Annotated in this window: 20 protein-coding genes and 2 pseudogenes; 14 read left to right on the top strand and 8 right to left on the bottom strand. The window is 47.5% G+C overall.

Annotation, left to right across the window (positions count from 1 at the left end; all coding sequences use genetic code 11):
- Positions 1-357: 357 nt before the first annotated feature.
- From OGY07_RS08025 to OGY07_RS23455, 7 genes and pseudogenes are all read left to right on the top strand, one after another.
- Positions 358-909 carry a hypothetical protein gene (locus OGY07_RS08025; protein WP_286599828.1) on the top strand — a complete coding sequence of 184 codons (552 nt, stop codon included), beginning with the start codon at positions 358-360 and terminating at the stop codon, positions 907-909.
- 208 nt (positions 910-1,117) lie between these two features.
- A complete protein-coding gene (locus OGY07_RS08020; RefSeq protein ID WP_286599826.1) occupies positions 1,118-1,678 on the top strand; it encodes a fimbrial protein in 561 nt (186 codons plus the stop codon).
- 79 nt (positions 1,679-1,757) lie between these two features.
- A complete protein-coding gene (locus tag OGY07_RS08015) occupies positions 1,758-2,477 on the top strand; it encodes a fimbrial biogenesis chaperone (protein WP_286599824.1) in 720 nt (239 codons plus the stop codon).
- An 84-nt stretch (positions 2,478-2,561) separates the two neighbouring features.
- Complete coding sequence (locus OGY07_RS08010) at positions 2,562-5,069, top strand: fimbria/pilus outer membrane usher protein (RefSeq protein ID WP_286599822.1); 2,508 nt, start codon at positions 2,562-2,564, stop codon at positions 5,067-5,069.
- Between the two features lie 11 nt (positions 5,070-5,080).
- Positions 5,081-6,322 carry a fimbrial protein gene (locus OGY07_RS08005; RefSeq protein ID WP_286599820.1) on the top strand — a complete coding sequence of 414 codons (1,242 nt, stop codon included), beginning with the start codon at positions 5,081-5,083 and terminating at the stop codon, positions 6,320-6,322.
- 153 nt (positions 6,323-6,475) lie between these two features.
- A complete protein-coding gene (locus tag OGY07_RS08000; RefSeq protein WP_286599818.1) occupies positions 6,476-6,655 on the top strand; it encodes a hypothetical protein in 180 nt (59 codons plus the stop codon).
- Positions 6,656-6,955: 300 nt separating this feature from the next.
- Positions 6,956-7,042, top strand: a pseudogene (locus OGY07_RS23455) (Arm DNA-binding domain-containing protein); the annotation flags it as partial.
- 14 nt (positions 7,043-7,056) lie between these two features.
- Here the strand turns inward: OGY07_RS23455 and OGY07_RS07990 are convergent.
- The 3 genes and pseudogenes from OGY07_RS07990 to OGY07_RS07980 all read right to left on the bottom strand — a co-directional run.
- Positions 7,057-7,182: pseudogene (locus OGY07_RS07990) on the bottom strand (IS3 family transposase); the annotation flags it as partial.
- A gap of 128 nt (positions 7,183-7,310) precedes the next feature.
- Complete coding sequence (locus OGY07_RS07985; protein WP_286599817.1) at positions 7,311-7,799, bottom strand: hypothetical protein; 489 nt, start codon at positions 7,797-7,799, stop codon at positions 7,311-7,313.
- Positions 7,792-8,643 (bottom strand): winged helix-turn-helix domain-containing protein, encoded by an 852-nt coding sequence (locus OGY07_RS07980; protein WP_286599815.1) that lies wholly within the window; start codon positions 8,641-8,643, stop codon positions 7,792-7,794. Before OGY07_RS07980 ends, OGY07_RS07985 begins: the two co-directional genes overlap by 8 nt.
- Positions 8,644-9,083: 440 nt before the next feature.
- On the opposite strand from OGY07_RS07980, the gene OGY07_RS07975 reads away from it, so the two are divergent.
- The 6 genes from OGY07_RS07975 (at position 9,084) to OGY07_RS07950 (ending at position 15,704) form a co-directional block, all read left to right on the top strand.
- The gene (locus OGY07_RS07975; RefSeq protein ID WP_199957190.1) at positions 9,084-9,863 is read left to right on the top strand and encodes an EAL domain-containing protein; all 780 of its coding nucleotides are present in this window, start codon (positions 9,084-9,086) and stop codon (positions 9,861-9,863) included.
- A gap of 13 nt (positions 9,864-9,876) precedes the next feature.
- Positions 9,877-10,464, top strand: coding sequence for a hypothetical protein (locus OGY07_RS07970; protein WP_286599812.1), 588 nt, complete (start codon positions 9,877-9,879; stop codon positions 10,462-10,464).
- Between the two features lie 199 nt (positions 10,465-10,663).
- Positions 10,664-11,212, top strand: coding sequence for a fimbrial protein (locus tag OGY07_RS07965; RefSeq protein WP_286599810.1), 549 nt, complete (start codon positions 10,664-10,666; stop codon positions 11,210-11,212).
- Between the two features lie 57 nt (positions 11,213-11,269).
- Positions 11,270-11,989: a fimbrial biogenesis chaperone gene (locus OGY07_RS07960; protein WP_199957187.1), complete on the top strand. Its 720-nt coding sequence runs from the start codon at positions 11,270-11,272 to the stop codon at positions 11,987-11,989.
- A gap of 26 nt (positions 11,990-12,015) precedes the next feature.
- Complete coding sequence (locus OGY07_RS07955; RefSeq protein WP_286599804.1) at positions 12,016-14,601, top strand: fimbria/pilus outer membrane usher protein; 2,586 nt, start codon at positions 12,016-12,018, stop codon at positions 14,599-14,601.
- A gap of 35 nt (positions 14,602-14,636) precedes the next feature.
- A complete protein-coding gene (locus OGY07_RS07950; protein WP_199957186.1) occupies positions 14,637-15,704 on the top strand; it encodes a fimbrial protein in 1,068 nt (355 codons plus the stop codon).
- Between the two features lie 163 nt (positions 15,705-15,867).
- Here the strand turns inward: OGY07_RS07950 and OGY07_RS23450 are convergent, their stop codons facing one another.
- Both OGY07_RS23450 and OGY07_RS07940 read right to left on the bottom strand, forming a co-directional pair.
- Positions 15,868-16,050, bottom strand: coding sequence for a hypothetical protein (locus OGY07_RS23450; protein WP_211935253.1), 183 nt, complete (start codon positions 16,048-16,050; stop codon positions 15,868-15,870).
- A 627-nt stretch (positions 16,051-16,677) separates the two neighbouring features.
- The gene (locus OGY07_RS07940; protein WP_042292117.1) at positions 16,678-17,514 is read right to left on the bottom strand and encodes an alpha/beta fold hydrolase; all 837 of its coding nucleotides are present in this window, start codon (positions 17,512-17,514) and stop codon (positions 16,678-16,680) included.
- 658 nt (positions 17,515-18,172) lie between these two features.
- On the opposite strand from OGY07_RS07940, the gene OGY07_RS07935 reads away from it, so the two are divergent.
- Positions 18,173-18,808 (top strand): acyl-homoserine-lactone synthase, encoded by a 636-nt coding sequence (locus OGY07_RS07935; protein ID WP_042292115.1) that lies wholly within the window; start codon positions 18,173-18,175, stop codon positions 18,806-18,808.
- 13 nt (positions 18,809-18,821) lie between these two features.
- Here OGY07_RS07935 and OGY07_RS07930 read toward each other — a convergent pair whose 3' ends face one another.
- From OGY07_RS07930 to OGY07_RS07920, 3 genes are all read right to left on the bottom strand, one after another.
- Positions 18,822-19,514 (bottom strand): helix-turn-helix transcriptional regulator, encoded by a 693-nt coding sequence (locus tag OGY07_RS07930; RefSeq protein WP_199957184.1) that lies wholly within the window; start codon positions 19,512-19,514, stop codon positions 18,822-18,824.
- Positions 19,515-19,711: 197 nt separating this feature from the next.
- Positions 19,712-20,458, bottom strand: coding sequence for an SAM-dependent methyltransferase (locus tag OGY07_RS07925; RefSeq protein ID WP_286599799.1), 747 nt, complete (start codon positions 20,456-20,458; stop codon positions 19,712-19,714).
- Positions 20,458-21,348 (bottom strand): class I SAM-dependent methyltransferase, encoded by an 891-nt coding sequence (locus OGY07_RS07920; protein ID WP_286599797.1) that lies wholly within the window; start codon positions 21,346-21,348, stop codon positions 20,458-20,460. The genes OGY07_RS07925 and OGY07_RS07920 overlap by 1 nt, the downstream gene beginning before the upstream one ends.
- Positions 21,349-21,358: the final 10 nt, after the last annotated feature.

The raw sequence follows: 21,358 nt of genomic DNA, 5'->3' as shown, positions 1-21,358 counted from the left end.
GGGATAAACCCCCACATTAACTATCATGAATGAATTGCTTTACTTTATTTTATCCTGACATTTTGTCACTTTTTGTTATGAATGTGCATATGTGTATTGTATTGTTCATTTAATTAAGTCTTTATGCCCATTCGCCTTCAAACATAATGGTTAACATACTGAATATTTTATTTAATTTAATCTGTCTTCAGAACAGTTAACATTCAAATAACAGCAAGTAAAACCTATCAATTAACTTAATTCAATCGTTAAATTTGATTAAACAAAAATAAAAAACCTCTATTAAAATGTCGGCTAACGGATGGGAGCGAAACCAGATTTAATTATTCAGATATCTATATGGACAATGAGGTTGTAATGAAATACTGGTTTGTTTCAGATGATGCCTATTTTATTAACTCTCTCGAATGGATAGCTGAACAACGCTATCCGGATTCGATTTTTATCAACATCAATAAAGAGTGGTGCGGATTAAACCCTGCGCCTGAAGATATTGTGATAATTGCAGTGGATAATAATCATCTGCGCAGTCGCTTACTCAGATTACCCGTTCTGTTAAGAGCGAAATTATTTATTGTGGTCGATATACCGCTGACGGAGAGCAACTCCCGATACCATTTCCCCTGTCTGGTATCAAAAAAAAAGTCAGTGAGAGAGTTTGTGTATCTGCTGGATAATGTTGCATGCATTCCGCCGCGGCAATGCGTAGTGCCACTGCGTGCGCTGAATATTTTTACGCAACTGAGCTACGGAGGCTCTATAAGTGAGATAAATGCGCCACCCAAGCTGACAACGAAATCAGTTTACCGCATTAAACGCGATATGTTGCAAAAATATGGACTCAATAAATGTAATTCTGTAGGTGTTCTGATTTGCCGCGACATTTTAGAAATGTCAAAAGTTATCTGAGCGTCATTATAAACGTGAATTAAATTATTTCCTGGTCTTTATGACAGGGAAACCAGTATTGCCTGTTTTCAATGGGTATTGATAAATGTATTCAGGTAAATTCTGTGAATAACAGAAATACCCACATTTATTCCAGTGAAACGGGCGGTGGGAAAACCTGCAGGAAATGACCGGCGGGTGACTTTTATTAATAAATGGAGCTTTAAATATGAAACTGAATCGTCTGTTGCTGGCTACGCTGGTCTCCTCTGCACTGATGACTACCGGCGCGATGGCTGTAGATACCGGTACCATTACCTTTAACGGCGCCATCACCGACAGCACCTGTGATGTCAGTGTTGCAGGCGGTGGGGCAGATGGGACCGTTAACCTTCCTTCAGTATCGGCGTCTTCCATTCCGTTCTCCGGGGATGTAAACGGTACAACCGGTTTCGTCATGAGCCTGACCAATTGTTCCGGCACCTCGCTCAATACCGCCAAGGCGTTCTTCCAGGCAGGTATGACCGTGGACAGCAACACAGGGCGTCTGTTGAATACTGACCCGACCGGCGCACAGTTCGTCAGCCTGCAGTTACGCGATGGTTCCGATAACAGCGTTATCAAAGTGGGTGACCAGAGCCAGACCGGCCCATCGGCTATTGGCTACCACGATATTTCTTCCGGTGCCGCGAACCTGCCGTACCTCGTGGAATATTACGCTGAACAAGACAATGCCGTGACGCCGGGTGCGGTCACCTCGCTGGTGACTTACAACATCGATTATCAGTAATTACACGCGTTACTGACTATCTGAAATTCAGGTAAACCAATTATTGGGGGGCAATGCCCCCTTTTTATACGGAGTGTACATGTCCTTTTCTTACGCAAAATACTGGTCTGCCTGTGTGCTCCCACTGGCGGCTGCGCTGTTTTCTGTGCCGGCATACTCCGGTGTTGTCATTGACGGAACCCGGGTGATTTATCCTGCAGACTCCCGTGAAGTCACGGTCAAACTGACAAATACCGGAAAACGTCCGGTTCTTGTCCAGAGCTGGCTGGATAATGGTGATTCGAAAGCGACGCCGGACAAGATCGTCACCCCCTTTGTACTGACTCCGCCGATCAACCGCGTGGAGCCGGGAAAAGGGCAGTCGCTACGTATCAGTGCGACAAACGTCTCCGCGCTCCGACAGGACCGGGAGTCTGTCTGGTGGCTCAACGTCCTGGAAATCCCGGCAAAACCGGAAACGAAAGACACTGAGCCGGATAACTATCTGCAGCTTGCGGTTCGCTCGCGCATCAAACTTTTCTACCGGCCTGCTGCCCTAAAAAAATACAACCCTTCAGAAATGGTCAGACAGCTCGCCTGGGATCAGGGCAGCAACGGGCTGACGGTTAAGAACCCGACCCCGTTTCATTATTCCCTGAGCAGTATCACCGTCGCCGGCAAGAAAGTGGAGGCCGGGATGGTTCCGCCTCTGGAAAACAGGACATACAGCAGCATTCGCGCGGTCCCGGGCAACATCATTACTGTCACCTGGATAGACGACTACGGCGCATCCCGTGAACAGGAATACACCGTGAAGTAACACGCGTGTACCGATCAGTGCGTCAGTGGATCTAACGCCATCGACCGATCAGAACATTAATCAGATAACCAACCTGAGGCTACTATGCAGGGATTAGTATATCCAGGAAGACGGGCTTTTCTGTCGCTGGCTGTTGCCGCGTCGGTTAACCTGCCTCTGTACGCAATGGAAAAAAACACGCCTGAAGAAGTGCAGTTCGATCCATCGTTTCTTTCGATGGGAAGTGATATTCCACTGGATTTGACACGTTTCTCCCGTGGCGCGTCGGCCACGCCGGGTACATTCCGTACCCGTATTTTTGTTAACGACCAGATCCAGATGACGGAAGAGGTGACCTTCAGGGAAAGAGAAGACAAAACGGTCGAGCCCTGCCTGTCACCGGCACTGCTTGCACAGCTGCCTCTGAAGCTGCCGGAAAATGCGCTGACGACAGATTGTGTGGATCTCAGGGCCCTCATTCCTCAGGCGACACTGGTCTTTGACAGTAGCGAGCAGGCGCTCATGATCGGCGTTCCCCAGGTGTATGTTGACAGGATGCCCCGCGGCGCGGTTCCGCCGTCTGCCTGGGAAAACGGAATTCCTGCCGCACTGCTGGGGTATAACTTCAATGCCTATAACATGGATGGTTATCACACCAGTTACCGCAGCCTGTTCAGCTCGCTCAACGGTGGCGTGAACCTGGGGAGCTGGTATTTCAGGCATACCGGAAACTGGTCATGGAGCAGTATGACGGGGGGCGACTATCAGGATAACAACACCTATGTCCAGCGGGATATTCCGCAGATTAAGGGGCGGTTCCGCGCAGGCGTGACCCATACTTCAGGCCGCCTGTTCGACACCCTGCCTTTCTCCGGACTGATGCTGGAGAGCGATGACCGCATGGAGCCATCGTCACGCCGTGGCTACGCTCCGGAGGTCAGGGGGATAGCGCGAACAAACGCGAAGGTCACCATTCGGCAAAACGGGGCGGTACTGTATGAAACAACGGTCAGCCCGGGCGAGTTTGTGATTGATGACCTGTATCCGACAGGATACGGAGGCGATCTGGATGTCGTTGTACGCGAAGCTGACGGCGGCGAGCAGACCTTTAAAGTGCCTTTCTCGTCGGTATCACAGCTCCTGAGACCGGGGCTGTCACGCTATGAATTTGCCGGCGGGGAACTGAATGTCCCTTCGCTGAAAAATGATCCGATGCTGCTTCAGGGAACCTGGCAGTACGGTCTGAGCAACCGCCTTACTGTTTCCGGTGGTCTGCAGGGAAGCGAACATTATATGGCCGGCCAGTTGGGTGGGGCCTTTTCCACCCCGGCGGGGGCATTCAGCATGGATGTCACCCATGCCCGGGCAGAGCTGGGGGATCGTTCACGGGACGGCAGATCCGTAAGTGGAGAGAGTTACCGGCTGAGCTACAGCAAAAACATCACGCAGACGCAGAGTCACTTCTCCCTGGCAGCGTACCGCTTCTCGACTGAACACTACATGGATTACCTGACCGCGATGCAGACGCGGGACGTGCTGGATCGCGGATATGGTAACGATACGATACGGCGTACCAAAAGTCGTTACACGCTGATGGCGAATCAGGGGCTGGCAGACTGGGGACAGCTGTACATCAGCGCCTCCGTGCAGAATTACTGGAACGCATCAGGTACCGATAAGCAGTATCAGGTGGGCTACAACAACATGTGGAACCGGATGACGTACGGTATCAGCGCCGCACGAAGCTATGACCAGACGGGGAAAAAGCAGGACACCATCATGTTGACAGTGAGCCTGCCGTTAGGCAGTCAGCCAGGCGCACCGACCGGACGAATGAACTACACAAACAACAGTGACGGCCGCAGCGCCTGGCAGGCCGGGGTAAGCGGCAGTGCGGGCAGTGAAAACCAGATGAACTACGGCCTGTCCGCGACGACCGCGGACAGCGGAACGGGCAACAGCATGGCGGCCAACGGGCAGTACCGCACTCCGGTTACCACGTTCTCCGGCAGCCTGGGCGCAGGTAAGCACTACACCACTGCGTCGGCAGGCCTGAGCGGAACGGTAATTGGCCACAGAGAGAGTGTCACCTTCACGCCCTATCAGGGAGACACCTTTGCGCTGGTTGAAGCCAAAGGCGCGGAAGGGGCAAGGGTTAGCGGTTACTCCGGTATCTATGTTGACCGTTTTGGCTACGCGGCCGTGCCGTACCTGAACCCGTATCAGATGAATGAAGTGGCCATCGACCTTGCGGGAACTGACGCCGGCGTGGAGCTGGACAACACCGCGCAAAAGGTCGCCCCTAAGGATCTGGCGATCGTGAAACTGAGCTACAGCGCCCGTCAGGGTCGCCCCGTACTTATCACCGCGACGCACCGGGGAGAGCCGGTGCCGTTCGGCGCAGAGGCCCGCGATGAAAATAACACGGTGGTGGGCTACGTGGGTCAGGGTGGCCAGATCTACGCTCGCGTAGAGAAAGACAGCGGAACGCTGAAGGTGGCCTGGGGCCGTAACGAAGACCAGCAGTGTAACGTGCCGTACAACCTGCAGCCCGTTAACAAAAAAGCGCGCGGTACCCCCCTGCAGGAATTCCGTGCGGTGTGCGGTCGGTAAGGAATAAATAAATGAAAATGAATCTTCAAAAAAGCCTGAGCAGAAAAAAGCGAACCATACTGGCCGGTCTGGTCCTGATGAGCGGATTATGCATAAGCGAAAAGACACTGGCGGAATGCCAGTTTGTCGCAGGTATACCAACAGGTAATCCAGGTTTAAACTATGGCCCTTCAATGGATCCTTCAGCCTATCCGCTGAATATGACGTTTCCCTTTAATATATCCCGCCTGACAGGCTCTTCAGAACCCGTCGGGACGTCACTTTATAACGGATGGATTTCATTTATTACTGGTATAAATGTAGAATGTACCAACAACATTATTCCGGAGAATACTCAATATGACTGGACGTATGAAAGTGCCCCATTAGGTATCTGGACTGGCGATATAGGCATTTATAGTGGAAAAATCTACAACACGGGCATTGAAGGCATTGGTATGGTATTGCAGGTAAGTAACGGCTCGACAGAAAACGGCTGGCCGGCACAACACGCTGTACCTATTAAATTGGGAACTCTTACTGAGCCAGGCAATAACAGTCCCTCTAACGTAATGAACAACTATACTCTTTCCACAAACCTGCGATTTCACCTGATTAAAACCGGTCCAATATCGTATGGAACAATTAATGGTGCCCTGCTACCTACCGCAACTGTAAAGCTTGAAATAAGTGACGGAACCACATTATCTCAGCAGTTGGTCAGGCTTAATTTCTCTGGCATAATTAGTATTAACAAACCCACCTGCAGTGCGAGCGAGGGGGATAAAATCGTCCGCATGGGAAGCCATCAAAAGCGCAATTTTAATAATATCGGGGATGCCAGTGAATGGGTGGACAGTAGCCTGACGATGATCTGCGATGACGCATTTTATGGTCAGGGAGGAACCCTGAATAAAACCATCAGGAATACCGATACGCTGAATTTTTATGTCGACGATTACCCTGCAAATAAAGGCAATGCCGCTAACACCTGGGCGGTGCGCTTTACGTCCTCTACCGGCCTGATTGACGCCACGCAAGGAATTATTGCGCTTGATACCTCTAACGGCGATAACGCTACCGGTGTGGGTATTCAGTTATCTTCAGCTCCTGATGACGCCGGAGTGATGGACCTGAACTCCGGGTGGGGCGGCACCATTGACCTGGGCAGCAGCACGTTCCGTGTACCGGTATATGCCCGTTACATCCGTACAGGGGATATCACTGGCGGCAGTGCGAACGGTAAAGTTATTTATACCATTGACTACCAGTAATCTTATAAGCGAACTGCCGCAGGAACGAACGGCTCATTTCTGCGGCAGTCCTGACTGAGACAGTATTCATGCCGGCAATCCGCAAGAAACGTAATTATTCAGGAGGCGATCGAGACTGCCAAAAAGATTAGTGAAAAAAATGGGCTGTTTTTCATGCTCTATGGCTCTCTGGTACTCGCGTCTGAAGAAAATGTTGATATAACAGAGCAGGTCGTTGAAGAACTGAAAAACACGACGGTTGAATTTGCCCCCTTACCCCTGCTGTTTATCGCCTTACCTGACGATAAAGGAGAGAGTAAGCCGTCGACAGCAGGGCTGATTAGTATTTTATAAGATACAGTACCGGGTATGTTCCTGTCATGCCCACAGGTTCTTGGCATCATCGCAGCGGGTTCCCTTGACTATCAGATGGTACTGCTCCTGCAGCCCTGCTTTTGCTTGTTTGTCTCGTATTTAACTCAGGGCGTCGCACATGACCACGTTCCGGGTGTGATAAACCACGGTTATGAACGGTCAGCCGATGAATAATCACAGCTGACAGACAACATTAGCCAACATCTTACGGGCCCTATAACCTCCTTTAATTTATGTGAGACGTTTTCTGTCAACTGTATGGTTGCTTTCTCCCCCGCTTCCATTGAACGAAAGCTTAGCCGTCGACAGGATGCTGAAAATTCGTTTGAGGACATGGTGCGCGAGAGGTATCAGCGTCGCTATGACTGTCCTGTCGCAAAAAGATGATTTGTGATAACGATGTGTTCATGACCACTGTGCTTGTCCCGATGAATGGGCTGCTGACAACTGGTCAGTCCTAACTCATACATGAGCCGACCTGCAAGCCATCGGCTCATTCTGAAGCCAGCCCCGTTCTTCTTCACCACGAAATTAACTATGAAGACGAAACAGCTGGAAATTAATCTTCAACCTGCCTTACTGTATTGACATCGAAATTTTGAACCAAATGGATTAGGTGTAGGGTTAGGTTCCTTTATCTTTTTTTCAAACAAATAAATAAAGGAAGAGGGACATCACCGAAAACAAAGGCATTGAGATATCGTCGAACGGTGAGCCTGTTGTGTTCAAGATCAAACATGTCGAAAATCAGCCCTGAGGCTTCTGCCTCCGTCATGCTATCACTAGGATGAGCAATGGTTTTCAAATTACTTATGTAAAAATCACTTTTTTTTCTACTCAGGACCTTGAATGTTATATCCCGATTTACAAGGTGGGTATTGATAGGGGATGATTGCTTTGTCGATATCGATGTGCCGAAAATACTGATCACACTTTCAGTACCTTGTCGTATCACCACACTGATAGTTCCATTAAAAAGATACTCATGTTCATCAGGTGAATTCATTTGTAAGGTACCAGTGCAGTTGATATTTCCACTTTTAGTCATGTTGCTGATTGTAACAAGTATAATGGATAGTATCACAAAGAAAAAGATGGTGAAAAATTTATATTTTTTATTCATGATTAAATACACTCTTACAGCTGGATAGCTTGTTCTTTTTGCCCGCCTGATAACTACATCTGCTGATGAATTGTCGTCCTACCTCATCAAAAATCAGGCTATCCTCCTGTTGGAAGATATAAAAACTCCCCGTAAGACACGGTAGTTTTGATCTGGCCATGTTCTCAGTTAAGGTGACTCTCTTGGGCAGGAGTTCATATGAACTTTTGTAAAACATATATATCGGGCAGCTGTCAATCATACCGGCAAGGTAGACTCTGGCTACTTTCATCTCATTTTTGTTTAGCGAAATATAATAACAAATAAGACATAGCATAATTAATGACAAAGCATTAAAACCATGAAGCCATACTAACTTTTTACTTTTATTTGTTAAACCACTCGTTCTTTCCCCTTCATTTTTAAGATCTATATTTGAGTAAGTCATTACCTGTTCTAAGGTTTCAGGTAATAAATCTTTACTAAAAGAATCTGTATCCGTAAGCAAAAGATCTTGCTTTTCATTTTCGGATTCTATCATTCGCACTTTTACTTCTTTTTTCATCACAAATCCGGTACGAGGAATAGTAATGATGATATCTGCTGATTCACCAAGTAGCTGGAAGTTTTTTCTTATCAGAGATACATATTGTGTGAGCGTATTGTTTGATGTCTTATACCCATATTCATCCCATACACAATTCAGAATCTCTTCACGTGTCAATGTCGAACCCTGATATCTGATAAACAGCGACAGTAACCGGGAAGCTGTTGCAGGGAGAATAATGGAGTCATAACTATTACAGTTAGTTAAAGAACTTTGAACGTCATCATAAACAATATTCTCATTAATTATATAGAGCATACCCCGTCCTTATACCTCAGATCATAGCTATGGCACTTTTACCGGCATAATACCCGCATGAAATAGTGCTGTTGTTGTTTTTGGTGCAGAGTCTAGCATATTTAATTCATCTGTCACGTGAATATAAAGAGAGGTGCCATTTAAGATAAATTTAAGATAATTATAGCATTACAATATAATCTGACAGCTTCGTTATGTTTATTTCACATATAAACTACAAGTTCGTAAAAATAACTTAACTGAGGGGTTGGAATCTATAAAATAGATTTTTTAAATTGTAAATCCATATATCAACAGATTAATTCTCTAAAATTTCTATATTCTTCAATATAATATATCAAATGACGCGAGGGAAGGTTATGATTGATTCATTGCAGAGAGCCACGCTGGTACAAACGAGTGGCAAAACAAGCGAGCAGTGAAAAGGAAGAGTAGGTAACATGCAGAAAATAAAAGATACACTTGAAAATAAATGCTCTTACAATTGTGTAATGGATGTTACGCCTTTCCTTCAGCCTGTTATTAATACTTATGAAAATTGTATCGTAGGAGCTGAAATTCTCTGCAGAGTAAAAACAAAAAAAGGATACATACTGAATCAGCTGCATATTGAAGAGCTTGAGGTACCTGAGCGTGCGGATTATTACGCCAGAGAGCTTTTATTAAAAACAGCTGAAACCTTAAGGAAAAATGATGGTATTAACGAAATCCCGTCGGGTTTTGTTTTTTCTCTGAACATCACCTGTGGCCAGATCAACTCTGAAACCATCAGGAATGCTGTAATGAAATTCAGGAGTTACTTCAAAACAGATGTCGTGATCCTGTTGGAGATTGTGGAGCGGAATATCACTGATGCGACCAATGATATTCTGGATGCAATCGCATTCTATGATTCTATCGGAGTGAAGTTCGCTATTGATGATGTAGGGATGAACACTGCTGCCCTAAAATTTTTTGGGGTGAATAATGTAACAACCCTAAAGCTGGATCGTTTGGTTACACAGGTAAAAGGAAACCTGGGATTAGTTTATCGTAAACTGATTGATGGTATTGTTAAAATATCATCTATCTGTAGCGTGGATGTTGTTGCAGAAGGTGTAGAAAATCACTTTCAAAAAGAGGCGTTGAAGTCGGCTGGGATCATTTTTATGCAAGGTTACTTATTTTCCCGACCTTTACCCGTACCTGCTTTTTGTGAATTTATGAAAAATTACCGCTGACAGGTATGACTCCATGGCAGTAAAAAAAACCGTTATAATTTTATCCGATGATTATTTTTATCTTAATGGACTGGAGTTCTTATTAAAAGAGACAAAATATCTGAATGTGTACTGTCATTATATACATCACAAACAGCAGGAATTCTTTTCTGATAGCATCGTTTATGACGTCCGTACTGGAAATAGTATCATTATATTGGCAGTGGATGACTTAAACCTTATCAGGAAGTTCGCGACATATTTTAGCTCCAACGTGATTTACTCTCTGAGAACTATCGGTAAAAGAGAAATGATCCTTTATTATAAGGGAGCACTGGTAATAAACAGAAGTCTTTCGATATGGCGGATGTTAGAGATGATTAAGAGATATGGGAGGATATGCAGTATGACAAACATATCACTTACTCAGAAAGAGGAGCAGGTTATTTTTAATTATTTTAATTTAACAGGGTGTCAGTTCAACGCTTTCAGATATGAAGTCGGGGTTAAAAAAACCAGTCATTACAAACGCTCCGCATATCAAAAGATGATGGTTAATGGTGACGGTGAAGCCCATTTTGTGGTGAGCGCACTAAAACAAATTAGTGCAGGGCAGGTGTAGAAACTCATTACGTTTTATTGAAAAAATATCTGTCTGAAAAGCTGTTACGATTAATGCCGAGAGTTTTAATAACTCAACGCCTTATGTTTTTTGTAGTACCTGGTGATGTTCACCTTTTAAGTAAGTGGTTTGATAAGGATATTTTCGCATCTCCTTATTACAACTCTATCGTATATAAATATGTTCAAAGGATATAGACATGAAAAAAAGTGCTATTGCATTAACGCTGTTTGCTGTTCTGGGTGCAACTGTAAATTCTGCGAATGCTGCATCGACAGGAACCATTACCTTTAATGGTCAACTGACTGCCACTACCTGTGATGCCGTCGTTGATACACAGGGTGCAGATGCAACGGTTATTCTGCCTACCGTTGGTACCAACCAGTTGACTACTGCAGGCCAGACCGCGGGGCGTACGGGATTTAATATTGCTCTGACTAATTGCCAGGGCACTCTGCAAAACGCCTCCGCGTTCTTTGAAGCAGGTCCGACCGTGGATTTACCAAGCGGACATCTGCTGAATAAGACCGGAACGGCAACCGGTGTCAGTCTGCAGCTGCGCGATGAATCCTCTGCGAATGGAGATGTCATCGTGGCGGGTAACGGAAATCAGGCTGTCAACACTACTTATGTTGATGTTTCCTCTGGCAGTGCGAACCTGCCTTATTCGGTTGAGTACTTTGCTGATACTGCAACCACTGCCGGGACAGTTATCAGCCAGGTGGTTTACTCCATTCAGTACATGTAATTCAACGTACTTCATTAATCAGGGGAGCCCAGGCTCCCTTTCACAGAGGGTGGATTTATGCCTGTGCAACGGAAGCATAACTTTTTTTCTATTCTGACACTCAGCTCACTGTTCATGCTTTATCTGGTGTTACTTAGCGCCCCCGTAAAAGCCAGTATCGTTATTACCGGTACCCGGGTGATCTATTCTCAGGGGGAGCGCTCTGTCAGTGTGAAACTTAATAATAATGGTAAATCCCCCGTACTTATCCAGAGCTGGATCGATGATGGCGTTATGAGCAAATCACCGGATACCAGCACGGCCCCGTTTATTGTGACGCCACCTATAAACCGTGTTGATCCCGGCAAAGGTCAGACACTACAGATCAGCTTTACCGGAGAGCAACTGCCTTCGGACAAAGAGTCTGTCTTCTGGCTTAATGTGCTTGAGGTGCCTGCACGCAACAGTTCCAAAAAAGATGAGAATTTTTTACAAATTGCCTTTCGTACCCGGATAAAACTTTTTTATCGGCCGGAAGCACTGCAGGGAATATCCCTTGAAGCCCCGGATAAGCTCGAATGGAAAACCGTAGAGGGGAAATTACAGGCGACGAATAAAACGCCCTGGTATGTATCTGTTTCTGGCGTACAAGCGAATGGAAAAAAGACAGAAGGGAAAATGATAGCACCTTTTGAAGCTGAATTCTTTCCGTTGCAGGTAAGCCATGGCCAAATGATTCACTTTAACGTCGTCAATGATTATGGGGCAGTCACTGAGAAATCTGCTGCAGTTAAATAAAACGTCTGTTTGACAGGGAATATCACGTGAAAAACCATAATAAATATTTCCGCAAGAACTTACTTGCAGCAGCTATTGCTGGTTTTTGCAGTATACCGCATTCATCTGAAGCTATGGAACACACTGAAGCGCTGCCCGGGAATCTTCACACAGAAGTGTTACCTGACCCTGGGACCGGGGACGTTGAATTTATCAGTGATGTGCTGATGTTACAAAATAATCAACCCGTCGATACCAGCCGCTTTTCAAAGCGCGGTTTTCTTTTACCTGGGAAATATTATGCCACCATTCGGATAAATGGTAGTGAGATAGGGAATGAAAATATCGAGATCAAAAGCCGGGCGGATAATTCTGGTTACGTCTGTATTACGCCGGAATTACTGAAAGTCATCCCTCTGGCCTGGGAAAGAATGAATGAGACCGACACAGTGCGGCAACCCGATTCTGATGGCTGCACTGAAATCTTATCCGGCATCCCGAATGCCAGGGTCGAATTCGATGCGGGAGAGCAGGTACTGGATATTACGTTGCCGCAAAAATATGTTCATCGCTCTGCGCGTGGTTCCGTGAACCCGGAGCTCTGGGATAGCGGTATACCTGCAGCATTTCTCAGCTACGGTCTGAACGCCTGGACAAGTCAGTCCAGTCATTATGATTATAAATCGATGTTTGCCTCGCTGAATACCGGATTTAATCTTGGCGCATGGTATTTCCGTCATAATGGCTCCTATTCCTGGTTAGATGACGGAAAGAAGGATTATCAGTCTCTGAACACGTATGCTCAGCGGGATATTCCATTTATCAAAGGTCGCTTGCTTGTCGGCCAGTCTAATACCACAGGCAGGGTGTTTGACTCCCTGCCATTTTCCGGTATGCAAATTGCCAGCGATGAGCGCATGTATCCGACTTCGCAGCGGGGCTATGCGCCTGAAATCAGGGGGATGGCCAGAACGAACGCCAAAGTCACTGTACGCCAGAATAACGCCATCATTTATGAGACAACTGTCTCCCCGGGTGAATTCGTCATTAACGATCTTTATCCGACGGGGTTTGGTGGCGACCTGGCCGTGACCGTTCGGGAAGCAGATGGCAATGAAAACTTTTTTCTGGTCCCGTATACCGCGATGCCGCAGTTGATTAGACCCGGGTCGTACCGCTATTCCTTTACGGCGGGTAAATTACGCCAGCTTAACCTTAGAGATAAACCGGAGTTTTATGAGGCAACCTGGCAGCATGGCCTGTCAAATTACCTGACGGGCTATACTGGCTGGCAACAAAGCGACGGTTATTATGCCGCTCAGGCCGGTATGGCAATAGGAACCCAGGCCGGGGCGATTTCTCTGGATATCACCCAGTCGCATGCTTCTTTCTCAGGCAATCCGAACGGTCAGGAATATGGCCATAAAACGTCATCCGGACAGAGCTACCGACTCAGCTATTCAAAATTTATCCCCCGGTCGGGCACCAATCTGACGCTGGCAACCTATCGTTTTTCAACGCAGGGCTATTACGATTTGGCAACAGCCATGATGACAAAAGATATGCTGGCGCGTGGTTACGATGAACAGCGTCTGAAACGTTCCAAAAGCCGCTATACCCTGACTGCCAGCCAGTCTCTTCCAGAAGGCCTGGGACAGTTCTATGCAAGTGCGTCATTACAGAATTACTGGAACAGTAAGGATACCGATAAACAATTCCAGGTCGGTTACAGTAATAGCTGGAATTCCGTCACTTACGGATTAAATGTCAACCGGACATACACCTGGTACGGCAAAAGTGATACCAGCTGGCTTCTGTCCCTCAGCTTCCCCTTGGGTACTGCCGGAGATACACATGTTCCATCCGCGCGTCTGGAAACAGGGCGCAACAATGATGGATCCTGGTCTGAGGCGGCCTCCCTGTCCGGAAGTGCCGGCGAAGACAACCAGTACAGCTATGGGGTAACAGCCCGCAATACCAGCGGCGCAACCGGCAGCAGTCTGTATGTTAACGGGCAGTGGCGAACACCGTATACGTACCTTAATGGCAGCAGCAGCGTTGGTAATCACTATCAGAGCCAGTCATTTGGTGCGAATGGGTCCGTGCTCCTGCATTCCGGTGGCGCAACCCTCAGCCCTTACACCTCAGATACCTGGGCGTTGATTGAAGCCAGAGGAGCCAAAGGCGCCCGGGTTTCCTCTTACCCTGGTATCAGCATTGATAATGCCGGGTATGCAGCGGTGCCTTATCTGAATGCGTATGAAATGAATGAAGTGGCCATCGATCCAAAGGATGCGACGAATAATGTCGGCTTTGATAGCACGTCACGTAAGGTGGCCCCCTACGCCGGTGCTATTGTAAAGGTTAAATATAATACGCAAACAGGGGTCCCCGTACTGATTTCTGCCCGATGGAAAGGAGAACCAGTCCCCTTCGGCGCTGATGTCAGCAGTGAGAAGGGTAATTATATTGCGATCGTCGGCCAGGCCGGGCAGATATTTGTTCGTCTTGAGCCAGGGACTCATATTCTCAAACTGAAGGCCGGTAATCAGGGGGAGTGCAAAATGAAAGTCATCGTTTCCGAAGAAGATTCAGCAATTAATATGAAGAAAGAGGTCCTGGAATGTTACTGAATGCGGTAGGGTTTCTGTCACGCAGTAGCATGAGAATGCTACTCGCTATTTTATTGTTCATTACGGTGAATTACCCGTCTGTGGGCTTAGCAGCACCTGTTTGTGACGACACGAATATTGGCCACAAGGAGATAGTATTGCGTGGAGATAGTATTTCACCCGGTGTAGACCATTCTTCGTTTGTCCCAGTATATACAGGTGGTTTCCTTTCGATTACTCTAGCTAACTATTATAATTGTCACGTAACTAGTGGAGACTCTTCAAGTTATGATATGTTTGTTTTTCTTGAACCATTAAATTCATATGGTAACTCTTACTCTTTTAATTCGGGGGTGATGAGGTATTACAGTGTCGTTGCGATGAATGCTCCGGCATTTGGGGTCGGATTATCTACTGCACTTGCTTCACCGCCAGGCATGGCGGTTAATACAGTAGATAAGGTATGGTTTGACTCAAGCGCCAAAATGCAAGGCAGTTATAATGGTGGATATATTATATCATTGGTTAACGGTTCCCTCTTACAGCCAGGAGTTTTATCTGGGAGTGACCTGCCCACTTTTGGCATATACGGTATGATATTTAAGAGTGATGGTACCCCCTATGACGGAAAGAAAATAACGATGGGATCTGTATCTTTTAGCGGCTCAGTGAATATTATTCCGTTCACATGCCAGACACCTGATGTTGTCGTGCCAATGGGAAAATACAAGACGACAGATTTCACCGGTGTGGGAAGTACCAGTCAGTGGGTGGATTTTAATATTGAATTAGATAACTGCCCGGGGAATTATCCAGGATATTTTCAGGCAAAAAACCAAATGAGTGTATTGATTAATCCCGTTTATGGCAATCCGACCCCTGATTCATTCAGTCTCAAATCAGGTACTGGCAGCGCAACGGGGATAGATATGCAGGTCAGAAAGCAAAATGATAGCAGCATGATAACAATGGGAACAGGTTTTGACCCTCTGGGCCCCGTAACCGGGAATACGGGAGTGACGCAATTACGCATCCCTCTGCAGGCCAGATATATCCAATCAGGCGGGCAGGTGACTCCAGGGTTGGCGGAGTCGGCGCTGACATTCACTATCAATTATTACTAACGTAAATTTATTAACATAAGATTCGCAGTCGCTCATAGACTGGTACAACTGCTCATGGGTAAACTCTCGAAAAGGTACCGCCGGAGGTCAGTAAATTCGTGAAGTAAAAGAGGAGATGGCAAGCGGCACTGCAACAACGTGACGTTGAAAAACTTCAGTTGCGTCAAGCCTGACGGCTGTAGAAATGTTTCCTTCTCGACGTCAGGCGCGCCGTGAACTGTGCCATGGCCTTTTGAAGGCGCGCCAGCGCTTCAGCTTGTCCCGCCAACTGGCGTTTAAAACGGATATTTTTAGCGGCGAGTTCATTTTCGCGATCACAGGATGAGGCCGTTGCTGCGCCAGTCATAGGGCTGCGATTTATACAGACTGTTCTCGCGGGCTGCTGCAATACAAAGCGCTCATTGCTCCCGTTTTGTTTTTCATCTCAACGGAAAGATTGCCGCACGAACCGGTTGGCTTAAGCTGCGAATCGCAAATGGTCCAGCAGGCACGATAAACTCATGGATGATATAAACGCTGACGACGATGGAACTGGGGGGATACCGTTGCTGATGGGCATATACACGCGCTCTGGTCACATTACTGGGGTATCCGCTGCGGGCACAATGAAGGTAATAGTGTTACCGGCAATACGGGTGCTTTCAACTGCTATTGCTGTGCAAGAAAGTATCAAAGTAGCTGCAATGACTGTTTTATCGTCCCGTTTTTCAAAATCAGTTGTGCGGTCTGTATGGTAGCGAAAATGCTATGTAGAACAATACATTGCATTATACTGTTGGTTCGGATTATAAAAATAAAGAAAGTGAACGCGAAGGATAAATCTTGTGGGAGATGAAGGGCGCGGATTTGTCGCACGCAAAAAAGCGCACGCTTGCGGAATAACGTGCGCCTTGTATTGGGTCTGACAACGGAGGAGCGGCAGAATATCAACTTACCTGCCTGCACCTGCTCCGGGAGTCGGTACGGTCATCGCTTACTTGCGAAGAAAAGCCAAAATATCAGCATTAATGACATCCGCATGGGTGGTGTGCATCCCGTGTGGATAGCCCGGATAAATACGCAGTTCACTGTTGCTCAACAATTTATCCTGCATAAGTGCGGCGGTCTTATAGGGCACAACCTGGTCGTCATCGCCCTGCATCACCAGTACCGGAAGCGTGATGGCTTTGAGGTCTTCCGTTTGGTCTGTTTCAGAGAATGCCTTGATGCCTTCGTAATGGGCTTTTGCGCTTCCCATCATGCCCTGGCGCCACCAGTTCTGAATAGTGCCCTGGGAAATGTCAGCCCCTTCACGGTTGAAGCCGTAAAAAGGACCGGAGGCCACATCAAGATAGAACTGAGCACGATTCGCGGCCAGCGCTTTACGGAATCCGTCGAATACTTCTACAGGCGTACCCTCCGGGTTCGCCGCTGTTTTTACCATTAACGGCGGTACCGCACTGATCAGCACCGCTTTCGCCACGCGTCCCTGGGGTTGTCCGAAGCGCGCGACATAGCGGGCAACCTGCCCGCCGCCGGTTGAGTGACCGATATGAATCGCATTTTTCAGATCCAGATGTTCAACAACGGCATTAACATCAGCAGCATAATGATCCATATCATGCCCTTCACTGACCTGATCTGATCGACCATGACCGCGACGGTCAATGGCAATGACGCGGTAACCTTGTCCCAGGAAGAACAACATCTGATTATCCCAGTCATCGGCGCTAAGCGGCCAACCGTGATGAAACACGATGGGCTGGGCTGTTTTATCTCCCCAATCTTTATAAAAGATCTTTACACTGTCGTCTGTCGTTACAAATGCCATGAGGTCACTCCTGTAGTGATATTCCACAAGATTATAGGACACAGCCCATAATCCGACAGGCAGGCTTTATCGATTCACCGTCTGTCTCTAACGGGGAAAACGCTACGCCCCCATCGCCAGGCTGTACAATAGGAGATGTCAATAGAACGGATAAGCGACACCGTGCAGTAACCCCTGGTGTTTTGCGTGATAATAACGGGTAACTGTCTGTTTACTCAGTAAGATAACGGCGAGAGTCGGCATTCAGCTTATGACGGTGATTGCCGCGCAGAGGCATACGGTTACGAAAAGAAAGCTTGTGGAGAGGAGAGAAACGGAGAGCCTGTGGCGTTTATTTTTGCTAAAGCAACAGAAAATATTACCCCTTGAAAATACAAGGGGCAACAGATTAATTATAGTTATTTGATATTTTTCGTACTTTATTGGTTTTTTATACGCTAAGTGCTTCTAACATTCTGTACCCGGGACGCTAAATGTAAGATAATCCCGTGTGGATTTATCCCTGGTGTTGCGTTGGTCTTTGACCCCCTGACCAGTTAGCATTGCGAGTGCTGTTGGTCAGGTATTTTTTAAGTATAAGGAAGACCCGACATAAAAAAAAGCTGTCCTAAAAGACAGGGGATAATAATTTCAGTGTGTGATTATCAGGAATAACTGGATGAACTCTGTTGTTGAGTTTTTTTTGCATGATTACGATGAATTGCCGCCAGGATTTGCCTCCGAACTCTACCGGCTCAGACGAAGAACATTTCGCGAGCGGCTCGACTGGAAAGTCGAATGCATTAACGGCATGGAAAAGGATCAATTTGACAACGAAAAAACGACTTACCTGCTGGGCATGCATGACGGGCAATTACTTTGCGGCGCGCGATTTATCGATGCGACCCAGCCGACAATGATCAGCGAAATATTCCATGATTACTTTGACGATATTAGTCTTCCTACCGATATTCCCTGCTGTGAAGTCAGCCGACTGTTTTTAGATAAAGAACGACGCGACAACGGAAATTTGCGCAGTATGCCCACCAGTAAGGCGCTGTTTCTGGCGATGATCGTTTACTGTATGAAGAAACAATATCGGGGAATGTATGCTGTTGCCAGCCGCGGCATGTATGCCATTTTTCGTCATGCGAACTGGAAAGTAGAGGTTATTCAGAAGGGACTTTCTGAGAAAGGGGAAACAATCTATTATATTTTTATGCCTGCCAGCGTAAGCGCCGTGGAAGACATCATTCGCAAAGACAAGAACAGCGACTGGCTTCGTGAAATGCTCCAGCAACTGCTTCGTATATAACGGGCGCCGGGGCTCAGTTGTCGAGCAATCTGAGCTCCATCCCCAGTTTTACCGCATGTCTGGCGTTGTTCACCCCGAGTTTTTTCATTGCGTTGCTCATATGGAATTTCACGGTGCGTTCCGTAATGGACAAAATAACCGACACCTCGGCGTATGTTTTTCCGGCGCTAACCCATTTAAGAATTTGCCGTTCACGTGGTGACAAGAAAACGTTCTTTTTCTGATCCACTTTACTATAGAGATTGAGCGTCTTCTGATGCAACTGAATAAGAAAGTGCATAAAATGTGAACGATTTTTTTCCATGTCCACGCCGGAATCTTCCTGGCTGATGATGGATAACACCACCAGATTATTCAGGTAGTCATGCAGTGGAAATGTCTGCCCCTGGTAGATGTTATGTTCAGAACTTTCGTTGAAAATGCGCGTCAGGTTGTATCCGCCAGACAAGATGACCTTGTTCTCCCAAAAGAAATCTTCCACACAGCGTAAAGCCCGAATAATAACAGGGTCTATAAACTGATATTTTCTTTCCAGGTAGATGTCGAACCATGCCGGATTATTATTAATTATCCGCATCTGTGAAGGGTCTTTCTTGTTCATTATCGCGTAGGCGTAGATGATACCGTTGTAGTCCTCAAAGAACTTATTCAGCTCATTCTGGATTAACGCATTGATCCTTGTATCGTTGTAATACGTATCCTTCACGTCAGTTACTGCCTCTGGGATGAATGGGTGGATAAGTATAGTCTGCTTTGTTAGCCTTCAAAAAGATAGAGAATGCATCAATATTGTTTATCTCGCCTCTTTGCCCAAGACAAAATCGCTTTGCGGTCTGCGAGGCCAGGGAATATTCCCAGTTGACATGATGGCGGTGCAGTGAAAACCACACCGCCTGTTTCAGGTTATCGGGCAATCAGAGCGAACACGCCCCAGCCAAAATATTCCCGGCTATAGGTGACATGACGCTTAGGGGCGACAGACAGTTCCGCCCGGACCTCCGGCGCGAAATCATCATGGGGGTTTTCCGCCAGCCAGCGACGCAGGGTCAGCCACTTCGCGGCTTCGTACCTGTCCCAGCCTTCCTGGTCCGCCAGCACCATTTCCACAATGTCGTACCCTCTTGCGACGAAAGAGGCGACAAGGTCGGGCAGGGTGAGGAGATCGGCCACGCTGCCCACGCCGCAGGCGACAGCCACCTCGTCCGATACAGGGTCCTTACGCCAGTAGGGTTCGCCAATGAGCATGATCCCGCCGGGCTTGAGACTTTTTGCCAGCAGGTCAATCGTCCCGGCGACACCGCCCGCGATCCAGGTGGCGCCGACACAGGCCGCCACATCGCATTTTTCGTCGGCAACGTAACCGGATGCGTCGTTATGAATAAATTTCACGCTCTCGCTGACGCCAAGTTCCGCTGCGCGCAGCTTTGCCTGTGCGGTGAAGAGTGGGCTCATGTCAATGCCGAGGCCGGTAATGCCATGATCACGCGCCCAGGTACAGAGCATCTCGCCTGAACCGCTGCCGAGATCGAGAATGTGCGTGCCCGCAGTCATACGTAATACGCGACCTAACGTGGCGTACTTTTCTGCTGTAAACGGATTATGAATGCGATGCTCGCTTTCGCTAATCGTAAAAATACGTGGGATATCCATTAGTTAATTCCTTGTATGTCATGCGTATTCCGTGAAACGTTCGCCGTCGCGTGTGCTTTTTCTGCCAGCAACGCAAAAAGTTTGTCCGCGAAGGTCTCGCTGACTGGCCAGTCGGCGCCGGCAGGTCGCTGAAGCACGTTCAAACCTGCGTCAGCAAGCAGGCTGAGGTACTCCTCATCACGCCAGGCCTTCATTTGATTACCGAAACGGGTCGTCCGACCTGTTTCTTCAATTGCCCAGAACAGGGTTGAGCTGGTCCGTGTCTCTTCATCCCAGTCATTTTCTGTCAACAGAAGATGAGGATCGGCAAGAAACAGTCCCTGCGGGCAACGCAGCCAGCTTGCAGGGGCCATGCCCTGACGTTTCACCTCGTCGAAGGTGTGTACTTCCACGAGGAGTTTTCCGCCCGGCGTAAGCCAGCGCGCGCACTGACCGATGAGCTGGGTTGCGTCTGCGGCATTAAAGACATTCAGTTCCCCAAACGTCATCATGATGAAATCGAACGATTCTTGCGGGCGATATACCCGTACATCCTGCTGAACATAATCAATCTTCAGCCCCGCGGCTTGCGCCTGTTGACGGGCCCATTCGATAGAAGCCGGCGAGAAATCCACGCCGGTACAGCTAAAGCCGCGTTCGGCCAGCAAACGGGTGTAAAAACCGGGGCCGCAACCAAGATCCAGAATGCGTGCGCCTGAGGGGAGCTGACGGGCAATCCACGCAACCTGTTGTTCAATCACCGACAGTCTGCGGCTGGCCCAGTCATGTTCCTGGGACAGATGGTTTTCCAGCATGCGCTGGCTAAAGGCGGGTTCATCCCAGGGGATTTTGCCTTCATCAGGTGAAAGTCGAATGCGTCCTGAAGCGACAATAACAGCGCTGATATTCATCATCCTCTCC

Source organism: Citrobacter sp. Cs237 (assembly GCF_030332325.1).
GTDB classification, from domain to species: domain Bacteria; phylum Pseudomonadota; class Gammaproteobacteria; order Enterobacterales; family Enterobacteriaceae; genus Citrobacter_A; species Citrobacter_A sedlakii.
The sequence above is the reverse complement of the archived record's forward strand: the minus strand, read 5'-3'. Positions and strand labels throughout refer to the sequence as shown.

Excerpts from the sequence above, each read along its gene's own strand:
- OGY07_RS07980 (WP_286599815.1), bottom strand. The coding sequence starts at position 8,643 with ATGCTCTATATAATTAATGAGAATATTGTTTATGATGACGTTCAAAGT.
- OGY07_RS07925 (WP_286599799.1), bottom strand. The coding sequence starts at position 20,458 with ATGGATATCCCACGTATTTTTACGATTAGCGAAAGCGAGCATCGCATT.
- OGY07_RS07960 (WP_199957187.1), top strand. The coding sequence starts at position 11,270 with ATGCCTGTGCAACGGAAGCATAACTTTTTTTCTATTCTGACACTCAGC.
- OGY07_RS23450 (WP_211935253.1), bottom strand. The coding sequence starts at position 16,050 with ATGACTGGCGCAGCAACGGCCTCATCCTGTGATCGCGAAAATGAACTC.
- OGY07_RS07965 (WP_286599810.1), top strand. The coding sequence starts at position 10,664 with ATGAAAAAAAGTGCTATTGCATTAACGCTGTTTGCTGTTCTGGGTGCA.
- OGY07_RS08000 (WP_286599818.1), top strand. The coding sequence starts at position 6,476 with ATGCTCTATGGCTCTCTGGTACTCGCGTCTGAAGAAAATGTTGATATA.
- OGY07_RS08020 (WP_286599826.1), top strand. The coding sequence starts at position 1,118 with ATGAAACTGAATCGTCTGTTGCTGGCTACGCTGGTCTCCTCTGCACTG.
- OGY07_RS08010 (WP_286599822.1), top strand. The coding sequence starts at position 2,562 with ATGCAGGGATTAGTATATCCAGGAAGACGGGCTTTTCTGTCGCTGGCT.
- OGY07_RS07950 (WP_199957186.1), top strand. The coding sequence starts at position 14,637 with ATGCTACTCGCTATTTTATTGTTCATTACGGTGAATTACCCGTCTGTG.
- OGY07_RS07935 (WP_042292115.1), top strand. The coding sequence starts at position 18,173 with ATGAACTCTGTTGTTGAGTTTTTTTTGCATGATTACGATGAATTGCCG.
- OGY07_RS07975 (WP_199957190.1), top strand. The coding sequence starts at position 9,084 with ATGCAGAAAATAAAAGATACACTTGAAAATAAATGCTCTTACAATTGT.
- OGY07_RS07970 (WP_286599812.1), top strand. The coding sequence starts at position 9,877 with ATGGCAGTAAAAAAAACCGTTATAATTTTATCCGATGATTATTTTTAT.
- OGY07_RS07940 (WP_042292117.1), bottom strand. The coding sequence starts at position 17,514 with ATGGCATTTGTAACGACAGACGACAGTGTAAAGATCTTTTATAAAGAT.
- OGY07_RS08005 (WP_286599820.1), top strand. The coding sequence starts at position 5,081 with ATGAAAATGAATCTTCAAAAAAGCCTGAGCAGAAAAAAGCGAACCATA.
- OGY07_RS07985 (WP_286599817.1), bottom strand. The coding sequence starts at position 7,799 with ATGAATAAAAAATATAAATTTTTCACCATCTTTTTCTTTGTGATACTA.
- OGY07_RS08025 (WP_286599828.1), top strand. The coding sequence starts at position 358 with ATGAAATACTGGTTTGTTTCAGATGATGCCTATTTTATTAACTCTCTC.
- OGY07_RS07920 (WP_286599797.1), bottom strand. The coding sequence starts at position 21,348 with ATGAATATCAGCGCTGTTATTGTCGCTTCAGGACGCATTCGACTTTCA.
- OGY07_RS08015 (WP_286599824.1), top strand. The coding sequence starts at position 1,758 with ATGTCCTTTTCTTACGCAAAATACTGGTCTGCCTGTGTGCTCCCACTG.